Annotated in this window: 18 protein-coding genes; 8 read left to right on the top strand and 10 right to left on the bottom strand. The window is 64.9% G+C overall.

The window, feature by feature from the left end:
• Positions 1 to 44: 44 nt before the first annotated feature.
• The 3 genes from AC1DLO_RS11625 to AC1DLO_RS11635 are packed head-to-tail and all read right to left on the bottom strand — an operon-like array spanning position 45 to position 2,639.
• Positions 45 to 887, bottom strand: a complete 843-nt coding sequence (locus tag AC1DLO_RS11625; RefSeq protein WP_184737978.1) for an IclR family transcriptional regulator — start codon at positions 885 to 887, stop codon at positions 45 to 47.
• A gap of 54 nt (positions 888 to 941) precedes the next feature.
• The gene (locus AC1DLO_RS11630) at positions 942 to 1,835 is read right to left on the bottom strand and encodes a hypothetical protein (RefSeq protein WP_476890042.1); all 894 of its coding nucleotides are present in this window, start codon (positions 1,833 to 1,835) and stop codon (positions 942 to 944) included.
• Positions 1,836 to 1,853: 18 nt separating this feature from the next.
• Positions 1,854 to 2,639, bottom strand: a complete 786-nt coding sequence (locus AC1DLO_RS11635) for an alpha/beta fold hydrolase (RefSeq protein ID WP_476890043.1) — start codon at positions 2,637 to 2,639, stop codon at positions 1,854 to 1,856.
• A gap of 188 nt (positions 2,640 to 2,827) precedes the next feature.
• On the opposite strand from AC1DLO_RS11635, the gene AC1DLO_RS11640 reads away from it, so the two are divergent.
• Genes AC1DLO_RS11640 through AC1DLO_RS11655 form a run of 4 tightly spaced genes read left to right on the top strand, consistent with a single transcriptional unit; the run spans position 2,828 to position 6,009 of the window.
• Positions 2,828 to 3,637 carry a phosphatase PAP2 family protein gene (locus tag AC1DLO_RS11640; RefSeq protein WP_476890044.1) on the top strand — a complete coding sequence of 270 codons (810 nt, stop codon included), beginning with the start codon at positions 2,828 to 2,830 and terminating at the stop codon, positions 3,635 to 3,637.
• Positions 3,638 to 3,647: 10 nt separating this feature from the next.
• On the top strand, positions 3,648 to 4,301 hold the full coding sequence (locus AC1DLO_RS11645) for a DedA family protein (protein WP_476890045.1): 654 nt from the start codon (positions 3,648 to 3,650) through the stop codon (positions 4,299 to 4,301).
• Positions 4,302 to 4,306: 5 nt separating this feature from the next.
• Complete coding sequence (locus AC1DLO_RS11650; protein ID WP_476890046.1) at positions 4,307 to 4,981, top strand: response regulator transcription factor; 675 nt, start codon at positions 4,307 to 4,309, stop codon at positions 4,979 to 4,981.
• An 11-nt stretch (positions 4,982 to 4,992) separates the two neighbouring features.
• Positions 4,993 to 6,009 carry a sensor histidine kinase gene (locus AC1DLO_RS11655; protein WP_476890047.1) on the top strand — a complete coding sequence of 339 codons (1,017 nt, stop codon included), beginning with the start codon at positions 4,993 to 4,995 and terminating at the stop codon, positions 6,007 to 6,009.
• Positions 6,010 to 6,171: 162 nt separating this feature from the next.
• Here the strand turns inward: AC1DLO_RS11655 and AC1DLO_RS11660 are convergent, their stop codons facing one another.
• Entirely contained in the window at positions 6,172 to 7,830 is a 1,659-nt protein-coding gene (locus AC1DLO_RS11660; RefSeq protein ID WP_476890048.1) for an HNH endonuclease, read from the bottom strand.
• A 103-nt stretch (positions 7,831 to 7,933) separates the two neighbouring features.
• On the opposite strand from AC1DLO_RS11660, the gene AC1DLO_RS11665 reads away from it, so the two are divergent.
• From AC1DLO_RS11665 to AC1DLO_RS11680, 4 genes are all read left to right on the top strand, one after another.
• Positions 7,934 to 8,062: a hypothetical protein gene (locus tag AC1DLO_RS11665; protein ID WP_476890049.1), complete on the top strand. Its 129-nt coding sequence runs from the start codon at positions 7,934 to 7,936 to the stop codon at positions 8,060 to 8,062.
• A gap of 37 nt (positions 8,063 to 8,099) precedes the next feature.
• Positions 8,100 to 8,297 carry a hypothetical protein gene (locus AC1DLO_RS11670; protein ID WP_476890050.1) on the top strand — a complete coding sequence of 66 codons (198 nt, stop codon included), beginning with the start codon at positions 8,100 to 8,102 and terminating at the stop codon, positions 8,295 to 8,297.
• A 327-nt stretch (positions 8,298 to 8,624) separates the two neighbouring features.
• Complete coding sequence (locus AC1DLO_RS11675) at positions 8,625 to 8,969, top strand: hypothetical protein (protein ID WP_476890051.1); 345 nt, start codon at positions 8,625 to 8,627, stop codon at positions 8,967 to 8,969.
• 797 nt (positions 8,970 to 9,766) lie between these two features.
• The gene (locus tag AC1DLO_RS11680) at positions 9,767 to 11,041 is read left to right on the top strand and encodes an MFS transporter (RefSeq protein WP_476890140.1); all 1,275 of its coding nucleotides are present in this window, start codon (positions 9,767 to 9,769) and stop codon (positions 11,039 to 11,041) included.
• 2 nt (positions 11,042 to 11,043) lie between these two features.
• On the opposite strand, the gene AC1DLO_RS11685 is transcribed toward AC1DLO_RS11680, so the two are convergent.
• The 6 genes from AC1DLO_RS11685 to AC1DLO_RS11710 all read right to left on the bottom strand — a co-directional run bounded on the left by AC1DLO_RS11685 (position 11,044) and on the right by AC1DLO_RS11710 (position 17,659).
• The gene (locus AC1DLO_RS11685) at positions 11,044 to 11,616 is read right to left on the bottom strand and encodes an MOSC domain-containing protein (RefSeq protein WP_476890052.1); all 573 of its coding nucleotides are present in this window, start codon (positions 11,614 to 11,616) and stop codon (positions 11,044 to 11,046) included.
• 116 nt (positions 11,617 to 11,732) lie between these two features.
• Complete coding sequence (locus AC1DLO_RS11690; RefSeq protein WP_476890053.1) at positions 11,733 to 12,887, bottom strand: ABC transporter ATP-binding protein; 1,155 nt, start codon at positions 12,885 to 12,887, stop codon at positions 11,733 to 11,735.
• Entirely contained in the window at positions 12,884 to 14,485 is a 1,602-nt protein-coding gene (locus tag AC1DLO_RS11695; RefSeq protein WP_476890054.1) for an ABC transporter permease, read from the bottom strand. Before AC1DLO_RS11695 ends, AC1DLO_RS11690 begins: the two co-directional genes overlap by 4 nt.
• Positions 14,486 to 14,489: 4 nt before the next feature.
• On the bottom strand, positions 14,490 to 15,548 hold the full coding sequence (locus AC1DLO_RS11700) for an iron ABC transporter substrate-binding protein (protein WP_476914480.1): 1,059 nt from the start codon (positions 15,546 to 15,548) through the stop codon (positions 14,490 to 14,492).
• 241 nt (positions 15,549 to 15,789) lie between these two features.
• Positions 15,790 to 16,212, bottom strand: coding sequence for an arsenate-mycothiol transferase ArsC (locus tag AC1DLO_RS11705; protein ID WP_476914481.1), 423 nt, complete (start codon positions 16,210 to 16,212; stop codon positions 15,790 to 15,792).
• Between the two features lie 67 nt (positions 16,213 to 16,279).
• On the bottom strand, positions 16,280 to 17,659 hold the full coding sequence (locus AC1DLO_RS11710) for an FAD-dependent oxidoreductase (protein WP_476890057.1): 1,380 nt from the start codon (positions 17,657 to 17,659) through the stop codon (positions 16,280 to 16,282).
• Positions 17,660 to 17,700 lie beyond the last annotated feature (41 nt).

The raw sequence follows: 17,700 nt of genomic DNA on the forward strand, positions 1-17,700 counted from the left end.
ATGTGAGCGAGCGTCCCTGCGCGAAGGAGGGAACGACGTCGGGATCAGGCTTGGGTGCCTAGCCTGCGGGAAATTTCCCGCGCACATCTGGTCACTTCCGGAATCCACTCGCGGGCGACGTCTTCAATGCGGACGGCCCTTTCCTCGGCCGTCTCGGCATCCTTACTCCGGTGCCTCATGCCCCCGCCGGGAAACGCGCGATTGGATACCGTCAACGTCACGCTGGCCACCGGATAGCGCTGCCGGTCAAGGACGGCGACGGCCACGGAGGAGAACCCCTCGGTGACCTCGTCCTGCTCCCACGCGTATCCGAGCGACCGTGCTCGCGCCAAGAGATCCTGCAACGCGGGCAAGGATTGCGGGCCTTTGCTGTGGCGTTCCGCGAATGCTTCCGGTCCCGGGAAAAGCGCAGCCACCTGCGCGGGGTCCATCTGGGCCATCATCGCCCTGCCGCTGGCCGTCAGGTGGGCCGGAAGTCGGACCCCGGTGTCGGTGACCAGGGGGCTTTGCCGCGGTGCGCGCTCCTCGATCACGTAAACGACATCGCGCCCGTGCATCACGGCTAGATGGGCAGTCCGACGGGTCCGGGCGACGAGCCGGGACAACGGGAACCGGGCAATCCGCTGGATCGGGGCTTGCCGCGAATACCCCGTCCCTAGCTCATGAGCGGTCACCCCCAAGGCGTACTTGCGCTCCTCCGGGAGATGGACCAAAAACCCGTCATCGATCAGCGAGGCAATGAGCTGATACGTCGTGGACCGCGGCAAGCCAACATCGCGCGCGATGATGGACGCGCTGACCGGACCGGCCTGGCCCGCGACGTATCTGAGAACCGCCAACACCTGGGCTGCAGCCGGTGCCTTAGGCCGCACGGAATGACTGTTCATCGTCCAAGAATACGCCCCCAACTGTCCGGTATATCGGACGCTTTGGATGCCTGCTTAGGACAGCCCCTCCAACCTGGTCCGCGCCGTTTCCGCCGCCCGTCGTTCCCGGCCGGCCAGCCGGGATGCCAGCTTGCGGTCCCGCTCGGCCAAGGTGACTGCCCATTCTGTGGAGGCAAGCTCCTGCTGCAACGCAGCCAGTTTGTCCTTGGCAGCTTTGACCTCGGCGGCGAGTTGCTCGCTTCGACGTACGGCCTCCGCCTTTTCGCGCTCGGCCTTGGCGAGTTCCATGTCGGCCTTGTCTGCATTGCGCTCAGCCTCCACGAGTGCGGTTTGTGCTTTCTCCCGTTCGCGCTGAGAGTCGGCGCGCTCGCGCTGCCGCCCGCCGTCGTCGGGCTCTTCTTTGGCGGCATCCCCGGCGGGACGGGCGCCCGCTACCGCGACAGAACCAGGCACCGCCACGGCGCCCGAGAGATCCACGGGTTCCAAGCCGTTCGTGGAGAGCGCGCGCACCAGTTGCCCACTGCGGAGCGCCGCGGCGGCGGCCGGATCCGTCATCGCGGCCCTCAACGTGGCTTCGATCTCCAGCGCGGCGCCGCCACTCACCTTGACGCCCAGGCCTTCCGCCACGGCGCGGGCCTGCTCGACGGCGGCTGCCAGCACGCGCGGGCGCTGCTGGCCGAGCGTTCGCAAGCGGTCGTGGTCCTGCTGCTCTTGGGCCCTCCCGAGCGATGCCCCAAGCTCCAGGACACCCGCGAATTCCTTGGTCCCGTGCCGGACGAGCATGTTGACCGCCCACGCTGCCGTCGAAGGCTTGGGCAACTGGGCTATCTGTTTCGCCAGTTCGGCGTTCCCGGCAGACTTGGCTTCCTTGGCCCGTGCGGTGCGGGCTGCCGTAAACGCCGAGGGAACCAAGGTGTAGAGTTCGACGGCGGTCGCGGCCAGGTCCATGGCGAATCCAGCGCCGTATTAGTCCGCGAAGAATTCAGCCAGCGCGTCAGCCATGACTCCGGGTTCCCAGCCGTGGTTGGCGGCGGGAATGGTCGCTTTGCGGGCGCTCGGGATGTTGGCAACGATGGAATCGGCGGCCTCCGGCATGATCGGCAGGGTTTGCTCGCCGACGATGGCGAGGGTGGGCTGGGTGACGCCGGACCACAGTTTGGCGCGCGGTGCCGACTGGGCCCACGCGAGGGATTCGGCGTCGGCCGAGAGGCTGGGTCCCAGTTCAAGCATGATGGGCCACCCCGGGCTGTTCTTGGCGCCTTCGAGCCACTCTGGCGGCATATCCTTCATGTAGTACTCGATGGTGGCGGCCTTGTCTCCGGATGCAACGCGTTCTCGGAATCCGGCGAGGAATTCGGTCCATTCCGTGCCGCCATCGGCCCTCAGTGGCACCTCCCAGAGCGCCAGCTTCGTGACGGGCAGGCCTGCTGCCGCTGCTGCCAGGGAAATCGCGCCGCCGGAAGAGCTCCCGAAGAGTGCGGCCGTGCCCCCTGCGATGTCGATGAGCGCGGCAAGATCGTCGATGTTGTCTTGCAAAGTGAATGATGGAGCGTCGGCGCTTTCCCCACGGCCGCGCCTGTCGTAGTTCAAGACCATTAACCCCTTGGCTGCAAGTTGCTTCGCCATTTCCACTGTGGTGGGGTCGAAGCCCCTGAATTGCATCGCACCGGCGACGAGGATCACGGCCGGTCCCTTGCCGTGCTGCTCATACCCGATGCGGGTGCCGTCTTTCGAGATCGCAAATTCGGACATCCCAAATCCTTTTTGACGTGGCGGGCATACGTTCCTCAACTCTGTGCCTAGGCATCTCACGGGTCAAGGGCCCCTCGTAGGATCAAGGGAACCTCCGGATTCGGGGGAGTTCTTAAGAGCTTCTTAAATGCCTCGCGGGAGAGTGGAAGCAGGCCGCAAACGGCCGCCACCTCACGTCGGAGAAACTCATGCCACCACACACCAAGCAGAACGCTCCCACGGAAGCCAGTTCCGCCGTCGTCCGCCACGGTGTGCCGTTGCTTCCGCAGCCCAGGTACTGGCTGCTGTGGGCGGTTGCCCTCGCTGCGGCAGTCCTTGCCATCGGCTTCAGCGTGCAGTTGGTAGCGGGTCTGACCACCAACGAGTTCGGCGTTGACCAGGAACTCAGCCGCCACCACGTTGGCGCTCTGACAACGTTGGCCATGGCCCTCAACTTTCTCTTCGCCCCAGTAGCAGGAGTCTGCATTGTCCTGGTGATCGGCTTGTACCTTTTCCTGGTTCGTAAGTCTTTTGTGCGTGCGGTCATGTTTGTGCTCTTCGCCTGTTCGGGGTGGGTTGCCAGCGAGGTATTCAAACTCATCGTTGCCCGCCACCGGCCCAATCCTGCGCTTCTTTTCGATCCCCTGGCCCCGGAAACGGGTTCCAATAGCTTCCCCAGCGGCCACACGGCCTTCGCCGTAGCACTCGCCTTTGCCTTGTACTTCTTGGTTCGGGGAACCCGATGGGGAGTCATCACCGCGTGGGCCGGGGCAGTCCTGGCCATTGTGGTTGCCTGGTCCCGGATCTACATCGGAGTCCATTACCCCAGCGACGTAGTGGCGTCATTCCTCGCCACCAGCGCTGCGGTCATCTTCCTGGCCGGGCTCTGGAACCGGTACGCGCCACGGGTCTTGGAACGTTTCCCGCGCCGGGCCCAATCAGGACTGGCTTCTTCAGAAGCAACCGCCTCGGACGAAGCGGCTTCAGAAACAGTCGCAACACAAGCTCACGGATCCTGAGGAGGATCAAATGCACGTACTTTCTGCCATGCCCGCATTCCTTGATCCCACCACCCTCCTTCAGGGCTTGGGTCCCGCAGCGTTGGGCGTCGTAGCCCTGATCGTCTTCATCGAATCCGGTCTCCTCTTCCCCTTCTTGCCCGGTGACTCCTTGCTGTTCACTACCGGGCTGTTGCACCAGCAACTTCAGCTTGAACTGCCGGTGTTGATTGCGGTTGTGTCGGCTGCTGCCATCGCCGGAGACCAGATCGGCTACATGCTGGGGCGCAAGTTCGGAAGGCGCTGGTTCAAGGACGATGCCCGGGTCTTGAAGACCGCCCACCTGGACAAGGCCGAGGAATTCTTCAAACGCCGCGGTGGACCGGCGATCGTCTTGGCCCGCTTCGTGCCCATTGTGCGGACATTTGCCCCGCTGAGCGCAGGCATCGCCCGGTACGACTACAAGTCCTTCACCCTCTGGAACGTCACTGGCGCCGTCATTTGGGGAACCTCCGTGACGCTTCTGGGTTCCTGGCTGGGACACTATGAATTCATCGCCAACAACATTGACGCCATTGCCGTCATCATGGTCTTGATCTCGGTGGTGCCCTGGGGAATTGAGTTGCTCAAAAAGCGGCGCAAGGTCACGGTGGGCGCCACGAGCGGACACGCAGGGGAAGAATAGACAGCATGACAACAGCTGAGCGGCCGTCCCTCCTCCTGGTCGAAGACGACGCCGCCCTAGGGCCGCTCATCAGCGAACTCCTGGAGCCGGACTTTTCCGTCCGCTTGGCTGTCAATGGGCGCGACGGACTCCACCTCGGCTTGACCCAGAGCTGGGATGCGATGGTCATAGACCGGGGCCTGCCCGTCATGGACGGTCTTGCCTTGATCAAAGCCCTTCGGTCCAAGGGAATTGCCACTCCGATCCTCATCCTGACGGCGCTCGGTGCTACCGATGAGAAGGTCCGGGGCCTCGACGCCGGGGCGAACGATTACATGAGCAAACCGTTCGACGCCATGGAGCTGGCCGCCCGCTTGCGAGCCCTCACCAGGACGTACGCCCCGCCGCCCACGACTCTGGGAATCGGGGACTGGGAGCTCGACGCCGGTGCCCGCTCCATGCGCTCCGTGTACGGTTCCGTGGTCACACTGACGGCGAAGGAAGCCGGGCTCCTCGAAACCTTGGCCAGCGAACCGGAACGCGTCTTCACCCGCGAAGACCTCCTCAACGCCCTGTTCCACCCAACGGACCAGCCGGGCGTGATCGACACCTACGTCCACCACTTGCGCCGCAAGATCTCCAAGACCGTGATCCGGACCGTCCACGGCCTCGGATACCAGATCGGCAATCCCCATGACTGAGAACAATTCCCGTGACTGAGAACTTGGACCAGGCGACACTCCGCAAAGCCTCCCTGAAGATCGCCGCACGGATCAGCGCCGCATGCGCGGTTTTAGTGTTGTGCCTCCTGGCGGCGGCCGCGATCTACCTCTTCAACCAGGCACAGCATCCAACGCTGCCTGGACGGGGCGAAACCGATTCCGTCTACGCGTATCTGGATACAAAGGACCTCCTGAAGGCCATGATCGTTGCCGGCATTGCGGGGATCCTCCTCGCCGGGGCCATCGGGTGGCTCAGCGCGCGGAGTGCCATCAGGCCCCTGGGAGAAGCGCTCGCATTGCAGCGACGGTTCGTGCAGGACGCCAGCCATGAACTGCGCACACCGTTGGCCATCCTGGATGCGCGCGTCCAGCTTGCCCAACGTGATACCGCTCCGGACTCGAAAACAGGGCAGGCACTCGCCCGCATCCGCAACGACACGGCGACCCTCACCGGCATCGTCAACGAATTGCTTGTAGCGGCCACCGGCTCGCCTTCGGACGTCACTGCAGAGCCAATCGATCTCGCCCACGTAGCGGCCGCCGTCGTCGAAAGCTTGCAGCAGCTCGCGGGGGAGAAAGACGTCCGAGTCACCCTCACGGAAAAAGACCGACCCTTCGCGCTCGTAGACGGCAACGGGTTCCGCCGCGCCCTCCTCGCCCTGGCGGACAATGCGCTGGCACACACCCCTCCCGGCGGAAACCTCGGGATCACGACGGCGGTGCTCGGCAACCGGGCCGTTGTCACCGTCTCGGACTCCGGGGCCGGGATCAAGGGTGTGGACCAGACAAGGATGTTTGACCGCTTCGTGAGAACACACAGCACGGAGGGCGCGCCGGGCCAACGCAGCTTCGGAATCGGCTTGGCGTTGGTCCGTGAAATCATCACCGGGGCCCGGGGCACTGTCGAGGTTGAGCGCAGCGGTCCGCGGGGAACGGTCATGAAGATCACCCTGCCGCTTGCCCCGAAAGACGCGACTCAGAGGGACGGGGCTCCGGGAGCCCGTTGAGCTAGGCCACCGGAGCTCCGCGGCAACGAGCTGGCCCGCCAAAGCTCCGCGGCGACGCTCAACGCTCGTCCGTCAATATCGGCAGGCTCGCCCGGAATAGCTTCCCGCCAAATACTGCCGGCACCCGGAATTTCCGTTCACTACTTAGGCGGCCGACAGTACTTAAGCTGCCTGCAGTTTGGCGGGTTGGGCGTATCTGAGCGCTTTGGCTTGGTGCCGTAGCTTGCGTCGGTGGTGCCTGGAGTGCGGTGCCACTGTGTTGGTGTTGGTGGTGTTGGGTAGCCCGGTTCCTGGCGGCGCGGATTTTGACAGCTCGCTACCTGGCGGCCCGGTTCGGGGGAGGGGCGGGGCTGTCGATCGGTACGAATGTCCGGTGGGGGTGCGGATGTCGAGGACATGCCTGCCCCCGGGGTGGGTTTGTGTTGTTCGGGTTTGTGCTGTCCAGTCGTTGAGTTCTTTGGTGTGGTTGCAGGCTTCGCACAGGCCTGCTCCGTTGGCCTGGCTGGTGGGTCCGGCGTGGTGCCAGGGGATGATGTGGTCGAAGTGCCGGATCGGCGCGTCGCAGTAGGGTGTGCGGCAGGTGTCGTCGCGGGCTTGGATGAAGCGCCGCAACCCCGCCGGGAACAGCCGCCTCCGGGAGTCCACGGCCACAAGGTTCCCGGTGCCGGGGGCGGTGTAGAGGCGCCGGAGCCAGACCTTGAGGTCCTGGCTCTGCTGGCCTTGAGCCGATTTTCCTTGCCCGGGCCCGCTGTTTCCGGCTTGGTCCTTGTCCGCGTCGCTGTTGCCGGGGTGGTTGTTCGCGGTGAGCATTGTCCTGGCCCAGGCGGCGGGGACGATGCCGTAGCCAGCGAGGCGCGCCGGTTCGCTGTCGCCCTGGAACAGGGTGCGGTCGGTCATAACGAGCTGAACCTCGACGCCGCTGATCCCCGCAGGGGTGCCGGTGGTGCGTTCGACGAGGGCGTCGGCCATGATCTGGGCCCGGGACCGGGTCTCCTCCCCGGCGTTGCGGAGGGTGTCGGCGTGCCGGGTCAGGGCCGCGTGCACGGCGACGCCCTGGGCGACGGGGAGCAGGGCGGTCAGATATGTCATGGTGTCCGGTGCCGGGCGCAGGCTGACGTGCCGTTCCTCGGCGGCGTGGCTGGCGCGCTGGGTGACGGAGCGCGGGTCCCGCCGGTAGGCCGCGGTCCGGGCCGCGGCGATAATCGCCTTGTCCCCGGCACCGTCGAAGGTCCCGGTGTCGGCGGCGAGTTCCTCGTCCACCGCGGAGCGGTCCTCGGCGCTCAGGCAGGCTGTTTCCTTCACGAGCAGCGTCGCACGCCATTCGTTCAGCCGCCCGGTGTCCAGTGCGGCGAGGGTGTGCGGCATTTCCGTCACGAGTGCCTTCGCGAGCCCGCAGAGCCGGGACCCGCGAGCGGGGGATTCCCGCCGGGCCAAGGCAATCTGCGCTCCGACGCCGCGTCCCTGTTCGTCGGCCGGAACGCCCAGGTCGGACTCGGCGCTGCGCTGGGCGGCATCGAACGCGACGGCGATCCGGGCCTGCAAACCCGCGACCGCGGACTTCAGGTCCTCAAGGGCACGCAACTGGTCGATCAATTCGGCGGGGTCCGGCAATACAGCACTGCCAGCCGACGCCCTGCCGCTGGGTGCGCGTGGCCGAAGCGAGTTCACGGCATGGATCAGGTCCTGCACCCGGGCATCTGCATTCTGCGCCTCCGCCAGCTGAGCATCAGAGGTCACAGCACACACGGCGGCCGAACTCGGAGCGGCATGCAGAGGTGGCTTACCCGCTCCGAGCAGTCGATCTCCCTGAATGCCGTCCATAATCGAAGCATCCCAAAGGGCTAGGACATTATTAGGTGGACAACTAGTCCGGCCCAAAAAATCGACGGAATTAGGTATCTGCTTAGCGGAAGTACGCTGGGGTATGGCCGATTTGCCGCCGCAGATGCCGCGTGGCGGCGTGGACTACCCGAGGACGTTCGGGCAGTTCCAGGACTGGTTCAGCACGGAGGAGGCCTGCTTCGAGTACCCGGCGAGGCTGCGCTGGGTATGAGACGGCGTGGGCGTGGATACACAAGCTCCGCCGCGCCATGATCCGCCCAGAGCGGGAACTGCTCTCCGGGCTTGTCGAGGTCGATGAGAGCTTCATCGGCGGGGCCCACCGCGGCCTGCCCGGCGTCGGCCCGGACAAGATCTCGGTCCTGGCCGCCGCGGAGCACGCGGACCACAACCGGATCGGACGGATCCGTCTCAAGCCCGCCCGACCGACCGCAGGCTGGCGCTGGTGAAGTTCGGCCAACGCGTCGTCGCGCCAGGCCCCACCATCCGCACCGACGGGGCGAGGCAGCTGCGGCGCCTCGCCGACGGCTCCTCCAGAAGCCACGAACACCGACCCCGCGCACCTGAAGGACCTCGACTCGCCCGCCAGTCTTTCCGCTCGGGGGCCTCCCCAGCGCGGCGGCGAGTGACGTAGGTTGAAGTCATGCAGAGCACGACCGCAGAGGTTTACCGCAGCTTCGCCGAGGTCGAGGCACGAGATGGTCAATGAGCAGCCCGAGCCCGAGTAATTTCGATTTCGTGATTAGTGATGGTTACGCGCCAACGGGGGCCGTTTAGTGAGGCAGTCCTGTGATCCGGGCGAAATCGCCCGCGGGCCTCGGCTCGGTCTGGTTCTGTCCACGGTGGTGTTGTTGCTCATCGCCTGTGCCGGGGCCTACTTCGGGATTGGGATCTGCGTTGCATTAACGATTAGCGGTTTCGGGCTTCATGAAGGCCCGAGAGCGGTCGCCTCCTCTGTCGTTTACGTACTCGCGGCCTACGCGGCGCCAACGGTCATCGGTGTCCACTTCTCCCGGACTCGCGGCTGGGGCCTGCTCAGGGCACTGCGGCTCGCCGCCGTCGCATCCATGGCTGTAAATATCGCGCTTTCGCCTGTAGGCATCGCAGCGCTGTCGATGTAGCCGTCACGCACCCGCGAACTTCAGCTAAGCAGAAACACCGACCCGAGCCCAGCTCACGGGTGAGAGCCCATGCGCAGGTGGCCCAGCAGAGTGGCCGGGTGAGCCGAAGCCACGACGGGCAGGCCGAACTTGCCAGCGCGAGCCTCCGGTCGGTCGGGCCCGGCTTTCGGGCGTCAAGAACGCCGCCGAGGTGTTGACCAGTTCGGATGGCGATAGATCGACCTGCGCCGACGGCCTGAAAGATCGACGACTTCGAGTACTGGCCCCGCCAGGAGGGGCCAGGGATGAACGTCTGCACGACGCGTGCGATCGTAAACGATCATCAGTTTGGCGCCATCGAGGTAGACATGGCCTGCCACGCCAGTCCCATCAATTGACGTGCTGGGATCTCCCACGATGATCTCGACCCTGTTGTCGCCGTCGATGAATCGAAGTAGAGCGGCACGCGCCTCCGGCTGCCACGCTTTCGGCCACGAGATTGACTCCACCGCCTCATCATTCCTCGGGCTGGGCAGCTGGAGCGTCACGACACGCGCGGCAGCAGAGGCCACCGCTCCGATCGGCCAATTCCGCATCTGCGGGTCACCTTCAGCTAAGCAGATACCCGATTCGAAAGACCAGCACGACTTCCTAGCGGGCATCGATAGTTTTGGGGATCCAGCCTCGCCTGCCTCCTGATGCTGGGCACCGAAGCTGTTTCGCGGGCGCGCAACTGACCCTCGGCTCTAGCGTGGTCAGCCGAAGGGGACGAGAATGGGCTCGTGCGTACCCCCCGCGCTGGACGGGACGGCGTCTTGATGAACGCCGCCGCCCGAAAGATTCAAAGTGTCTACCTCACGTTGACCCTCGGCAATACCCTTGCGGCCTCGTTCATCTGGGGGATCAACACACTCTTCCTGTTGGATGCCGGGCTCAGCAACCTCGAGGCCTTTGCGGCGAATGCCTTCTTCACGGCCGGAATGGTGGTGTTCGAGGTGCCCACTGGGGTGGTGGCCGACGGTTGGGGCCGTCGCGTCTCGTTCCTGCTTGGCACCGTGACACTGGCGGGGTCTACCTTCCTTTACTATTTGCTTTGGCAGTTTTCCGCCCCGTTCTGGTGGTGGGCGGTGGTATCGGTTTTACTCGGCCTGGGCTTCACTTTCTTCTCGGGTGCGGTGGAAGCGTGGCTCGTCGACGCGTTGCGCTTCACCGGATACGAAGGCGGACTTGAGACGGTGCTTGGACACGGACAGATGGTGTCCGGCGTCGCGATGCTGGTGGGCTCGGTGGCCGGAGGCGTGATCGCGCAGGTCACCAACCTGGGAGTGCCCTTCCTGGTGCGAGTGGGCGTGCTAGTGGCCATGTTCGTCGTGGCCTTCTTGCTCATGCGCGACGTCGGGTTCACCCCTGAACGCTCCACTCATCCCCTTCAGGCGACCCGCGCCGTCCTTGACGCCTCAATCGAGAACGGTTTGAAAAATCCACCCGTACGGTACGTGATGCTCGCAGCGCCGTTCAGTGCCGGCGTCGGGATCTATGTGTTCTACGCCCTGCAGCCGTTCCTGCTTCAGCTCTTCGGAGACCCGCGTGCGTATTCCGTGGCGGGTCTGGCAGCGGCCATCGTGGCCGGAGCCCAGGTGCTCGGTGGGTGGATTGCCCCCCGCATCCGGCGCCTCGTTCGCAAGCGCACCACTGTGTTGATCCTGAGCGGCGTGGTGGGCGCCTTGATCCTGGTGGCGCTCGGAATCACCCAGGTGTTCTGGGCGGCTCTGGTGCTCCTGACGCTCTGGGCAATGGTCGAATCGGCGGGCACCCCGGTGCGGCAGGCCTACCTGAACGACATGATCCCCTCGAAGCAGCGGGCAACAGTGCTCAGCTTCGACTCACTCATGGGATCAAGCGGTGGCGTGGTGGTGCAACCACTGCTCGGCCGGGCCGCCGATGTGTACGGCTACTCCAACTCGTTGGCGATCAGCGGTGTGATCGAGTTGATCGCGGTGCCGTTCCTGTTGGCGAGCCGTCGGCGCGGCTCCCTGGCCGATCAGGCCAACGCCGCGACTGCCACATCTGACGCGGAAACCCAACAGCTGTAGGCCTACGGCAGCCGTGAAGCTCGAAGCACCGTCGGCTGACCGGCCTTTTCGGGTTCGAGCGGCACGGGGCTAATTAGCACAGCTGGGCCACGAAACAGGGTGCCGTCCGAAAGCGGCTGGCAGCGTATGCCGCCCCGCCCACGCATTGCGGCATGAGCCCCTGGAGCCAGCATCTGGTCCATCCAAGCGCAGGGGTGGGCGGGCCGCCCTCCCCGTAGCCGCACAAGACCACCGCGGGATACCAAGGCGAACTCCTCGCCCAGCAGGGGAGCCAAGTGCGCTCCTCTGAGGACCACATTGCGGCGCGGGATGAGCGGGTCGAAGGGTGCCACACCGAGCTCCGTGGCGATGGCTTCGAGGGCCTCAACGGCGATGAGGGTGACTGCGGCATCCATGTGCGCGGCCTTGCCGAAAAACCGGTCGCCGACAATGCCCTTACCATTGACGACTTCGACCTGCTCGGCATCCGTGGTGGGCACTTCAGCGGCACCGTCACGTGCACGTCCGAAGTAGGCGTGTCCCGGTGATACCAGCAGATGAAGGATCTCGACGTCGTATCTGTAGCTAGCCGTCATGACGTAAGGCTATGCCCGTCCCTGGTCAGTGGCACAAGGACGCCTTCTGGGGTATGCGGAGCCCGCCCGCGACGCCACACGCCGCCGACCGTTGCACCCTCATCTGTGGCGGTCCCCTAATCCTCCACAGGGAACGCCACGCCTTCGCCCACCACGCGGAGGCACAGTTCCGTGCCGGGCTTGGTGATCGAAGCGTTCCAGTGCCGGATGGTGATGATTTCGCCGCCTCCCGGGTAGGCCAAGGAGGCGCCGGCCGCCGCAACGCGCGGTGCGAGCTTGATCCGCACCGTAGTCTCGGGTCCGAAGTAGTCGGTATCCACCACCACGCCGCGGATGGGGCCGTCGGGGGCAATCCGGATCTGTTCCGGACGAAGCATCAATTGCACGAGGCCCTGCGCGGGCGGACGGCGTACGGGAATTCCGCCCAGCGAACACGTGGCCAGGGAACCTTCCATCCAAGCGTTCAGGATGACTGCGTCGCCCAGGAACTCGGCCGTGGCGCGGTCGGCGGGACGGGTGTACACCACGAAAGGATTGCCGATCTGCGCCAACTTCCCGCCGCGCATGATGGCCACCTGGTCAGCGAAGGACAGGGCTTCAGCCTGATCGTGGGTCACCAGGATGGTGGTGACTCCAGCCTCGTTCAGCACCTTGGCCACTGCGCGCCGGGTGGCAACGCGGAGGCCGGCGTCGAGGGCGGAGAACGGCTCATCGAGCAACATGAGCTCCGGTTCACGGGCCAGGGCGCGGGCGAGTGCCACCCGCTGCTGCTGACCTCCCGAGAGCTGGTGGGGGCGCCTCTTGGCCATGTCCGCATCGAGGGAAACCATCTCCAGCAGCTCCTGGACCCGCGTCTTCACGGCGCGGCGGCCGCCGTCGAGCGCTGAGCTGTCCAGACCGAACGCGATGTTCTGCTCCACCGTGAGGTGGGGGAAAAGCGCACCGTCCTGGGCAACATAGCCAACGTGGCGCTTGTGTGCAGGCAACCAGACGCCGTTCCCGGCCACCGTGGTGCCATTGAGGCTGATAGAGCCGGTAGCCGGGTGTTCAAAACCGGCGATCAGGCGCAGCAGGGTGGTCTTGCCGGATCCGGAAGGCCCAACGATCGCGGTGGTCCCGCCCTTCGCCACGGACAGGTTCACGCCCTTCAACACGGCCTGGGAACCGAAGTTCTTGGTGACCTCGGCGATGTCCAGGTGCGTGTTGGTGGTGGGCGCCACTGACGCCGCGACGCGGGGTGCCGGAAGCCTTGAGGGGGATTGTTCGGTCACTGTCCGGCTACTTTCTTGGACTGTTGGAAAAGCAAGTACGTCATGGGTGCAGACAACAGGATCATGAGCAGGGCGTAGGGCGCCGCGCCAGAATAGTCGATCTCGCTGCTCTTGCTCCAGAATTCGGTGGCCAAGGTGTGCGTGCCGTTGGGGGATAGCAGCAGCGTTGCCGTCAGCTCGTTGACGATGGCAAGGAAGACCAGTGCTGCTCCGCCTGCGGCCGCGGGAGCGGTGAGCCGCAGGGTCACTTTCAGGAAGGACACGAGGGGTGTCTTGCCGAGCGACTGCGCGGCTTCGTCGAGTTCCTTGGGAGCCTGGGCCAGGCCGGAGCGGATGTTGACCAGGGCGCGCGGCAGGAACAGCAGCACATAGGCAGCAATCAGGACCCCCGAAGTCTGGTAGATTCCCGGGACCATTCGGATGCTCACTGTCACGAACGCGAGGCCCACCACGATGCCGGGCAGGGAGCTGGTGACGTAGTTGGAGAGTTCCAGCATCTTGCTGAACCAACTGGGGTGCCGCACGGCCAGATACGCCATGGGGAAGCCGACGACGATTGTCGCCACGGCGCCGACGGTGCCATAAGCGAGGGTCTGGAGCAGCGCCGGAAGGAACTCGTCGGCAGACCAGACGCGGGCGCCGCCCGCAAACACCCAGCGCAGGACGAACCAGATCGGCAATCCGAAGGCGAGCACCGTGACGGCCAGCAGGGCGAGCTGGGAGGGAATCTGGTAGTGGCGCAGCGGCAACCGGGTCGGCTTGGCTTGGGCCCCGGAACCGACGCGGGCGTAGCGCGCGCTACCGCGGCTCCTGACTTCCACCAGGAGCAGGATGAGGCAGAAGAACACCAGGACGCTTGCCAGCATGTTGCCCGCGGTGCCGTTGAACGTGGACTGGAACTGGGTCATGATCGCCGTGGTGAACGTGTCGAAGCGGATCATCGCGAACGCACCGTATTCGGCCAGCAGGTGCAGGGACACCAAGAGTCCGCCACCAGTCATCGCGATCCGCAATTGCGGCAGGACAACCCGGAAAAAGACGGCCCAGGGGCCCAGGCCAAGGGATGCAGCGGACTGCTCAATGGCTGGATCAAGGCGCCCCAGCGTTGCCGCGGCAGGAATGTAGACAAGGGGGAAGTAGGACAGCGTGGCAATGAGCACGCCGGACCAGATGCCCTGAAGCGATGGGACCGCGGACACCCACGAATAGCTGTTGACGAAGGCCGGAATGGCTAGGGGGGCCGCCAGGGCCACAGCCCACCAGCGATGCCCCCGCAGTTTGGTGCGTTCCACGAGCCACGCGCCGCCGACTCCCAGCACCAGGCAAATGGGCACTGTGAAGACCACCAGCATGACGGTGTTCAGGAGCAGCTCGCCGACGCGCGGCCGGAAGATGAGCCCGACGGCGGTGTTCCAGCCGGTCGCAGCCGTCATGTAAGCGACGTACCCCAGCGGGATGAGGGAAAACAGTGCGATCAGCACCGCTATGAGGGATATTGCGGAAACGCCGAAAGGCGGGCGGGGGCGCTTGCCCCGGCCCGCCGTCGTCGTGCTCTTCGAAGTCTTTGAAACTACGGGAGCCGATAGATCAGTGGTCACAGAATTACAGCAGTCCTGCCTTGGTCATCAGGTCGGTTACCTTCGCGGAGTTCAGCTTGGCGGGGTCCACGGTGGGAGCCTGCAGATCCTTGATGGGAACGACCTTAGCGTTGGAGTCCACCTTGGAAGCAACAGCGTATTCAAAGGAGGTGCCGTTCTTGAGGACTTCCTGGCCCTGCTTGCCGGTGATGAACTTGATGAAGGCCTGCGCAGCTGCAGCGTTCTTGGAGGACTTCAGCACGCCGCCGCCGGAAACGGACAGGAAAGCGCCCGGGTCCTGGTTCTTGAAGAAGTACGGGGTGACGTTCTTGGAGTTCTCGCCGGTCTTGGCCTGGTCGCCATAGTAGTAGTAGTGGTAGATCAGCGCCGCGTCGACCTCGCCGGCGTTGACTGCCTTCATGGCGGTGCTGTTGCCTTTGTACGCCTTGAAGTTGTCCTTCATGCCCTTGAGCCACTCTGTGGTGGCAGCCTCGCCCTTGAGCTCCAGCAGTGCGGAAACGATCGCCTGGAAGTCAGCGCCGGACGGCGAAGCCGCCCACTTGCCCTTCCACTCCGGCTTGGCCAGGTCCAACACGGACTTGGRCAGCTTGTCATCGCCGATCTTGTTCTTGTCGTAAACCAGAACGGTGGAGCGTGCAGCGATGCCGGTCCACTTGTTGGTGGAGGGGCGGTACTCAGCCGGGACCTGGTCCACAGTGGCCTTGTCGATGTCGGTGAAGAGACCGGCGTTCTCAACCTGGGCCATGGCGGGGGAGTTCTCCGTGAGGAAGACGTCGGCCGGGGACGCCGCGCCTTCCTGGACGATCTGGTTGGAGAGCTCGGTGTCGGAACCCTGGCGGACGGTGACCTTGACGCCGGTCTCCTTGGTGAACGCGTCCACCCATTCCTTGGTCAGGGTGTCATGCTGGGCGTTGTAGACGGTGATTTCGCCAGCCACCTTAGCGTCAGCAGAGGCAGAGCCGGTGGCTGCGGAGGAGGCGGTGCCATTGCCACAAGCGGCAAGGCTGAGGGCGGTGGTGGCGGCGAGTGCGATGCCGGCCAGCGCTTTAGCGCGAATCTTCATGAGGGCTACTTTCTGCGAGCAAGTCCTGGGGAGCCCGGGGGAAGGAAATGCGGGCTCACAGGTTGAAACTTTAGGTTAGCCATACCTAAATTTCCATCCAGAATGCCTGATCGTGACGGGAATCACATGTATTACGCAAGGTTTACGTGACCTAATCTCCCGCTACTGGTGCCGGGCCTACTGGACCGTTGGTGTTCCGCGAATCGGGCGCGGACTCTGCATCCACGATCTCGCCTGCGGCCTACTTTTCCGCGAGCTCGGTATAGAGCTTTTGGACCCGGGYCTGGATGTCGTCGCGGACCAGGCGCATGCGATCCATCCCTTCGATGCCGCGACTGGAGGGCTCGTCGATCTCCCAGGTTTCAAAGCGGGCCGTGCCTTGGGGTTCAACTTTGGCCTCGGTACCCAGGACAACAACGACGTCCACGGCCTCGAGTACCTCGTCCATGACGGGTTTGGGGTGCTCGCCCGTGATGTCGATGCCGAGTTCGTTCAAGGACTCCACGGATTCCGGGTTCAAACAGTTTCCGGGCTTGGTTCCGGCGGAGTAGATCGCGACGGCGTCTCCGGCCAGATCCCGCATGAGCCCTGCTGCGAGTTGGGACTTGCCGCCGTTCTTGCTGCAGACGAAAAGGACACTCGGTACCTTGCTGATTTCAGTCATGCCTATGATTCTTCCTTCTGTTTGGACGTGCCAAGGTTTGGATGTGCCCGCTATCAGGTGTGTGGGGTCAGAGTTCGCCGGAGCGTCCATGGGACAGTCCGGTGCGGAACCCGACAAGGACCGGTTCCGGGGCGGCGCAGCAGCCGGTTTCCTCGGTTGCGGTGGCGGGGTCCGTGGCGCGTGCGTCGCAGCTGTTGCCTGCATCGGTGGAGCAGACTCCGGTCTCGGGCAGTTCGAGCTGGACGGTGTCGGCCGCTGCCTGGTCTCCGGCGAGGGCGGCGGCAACGGAGCGGACCTGTTCGTAACCGGTGGCCAGCAGGAAGGTCGGGGCCCGGCCGTAGGACTTCATGCCGACAATGTAGAAGTCCTTCTCCGGATGGGCGAGCAGCTTCACGCCGTGCGGGGGCACGGTGCCGCAGGAATGGAATTCGGGGTCGATGAGCGGACCCAATTCGACCGGTGCTTCGACCGCGGGGTCCAGATTGAGGCGGAGCTCGCGCAGGATGCCCAGGTCGGGGCGGAAGCCGGTACAGGGAACGACGACGTCGGCCTCGAGGGTGCGGCCGTTGACGGCTTCGACGCTCACGTGGGAGTCCAGGGATTTCAGGGCCGCGATGCCGAATCCGGTATGCAATTCGATCCTTCCGGCCTTAACCAGGCGGCGCAGCCTTCCGCCAAGCTGGCCTCGCGCGGGCAGCCCATCAGCGTCCTCGCCGCCATAGACCTTTTCTGCGGACGCGCCGCGCACGGCCCACATGATCCGGGTTCCGGGTTCGTCCTTAGCCAGCTCCGTTAGGTTGATCAGGGTGTTCGCTGCCGAGTGCCCCGCGCCGACCACGAGGACGCGGCGTCCGGCGAAGGAAACACGATTCCGTGCGGTGACGTCGGGCAGGGGCGAGGAGATCCGGTCGACGGCGGTGTTTTCGCCGATGGCGGGCAGTCCGCAGGTGCCCAGTGGGTTGCGGGTGGACCACGTTCCGGAAGCGTCGATGACGGCTGCCACGGTGTGGTCCCGGACCTCTCCGGCTCCGTGGTCGACGCGGACGAGGAAAGGGGTGTTGTCGCGGTCCCGGACGTGCGTCTTGTCCAGGCCGGCACGGGTGACCGCGATGACACGGGCACCTGTCTGAAGGCGGGAGCTGATGGCCGGAAGTGCGGCTAAAGGCGCGAGGTAGCGGTCGATGATCTCCCGGCCATAGGGCAATGCGGTCAGGCGCGGGCTCTCCCAAGCGGAGGCCTCAAGCAGACGGACGGCGGCGGCGTCGAGGTTGAACCGCCAGGGCGAGAACAGGCGGATGTGCCGCCATTGTGCGACGGCGGCACCCGCGGCCGGGCCCGCTTCGAAGATGACAGGTTCCAGGCCGCGTTCGAGCAGGTGCGCGGCGGCGGCCAGGCCGATGGGTCCGGCGCCGATCACGGCAATCGGAAGGATGTTTTGTGCATCCATGCTGTCCTCTGTATCATCCGAGAGTCTTCTAGCGGTCGAGC

Source organism: Arthrobacter sp. 01T419, assembly GCF_056398865.1.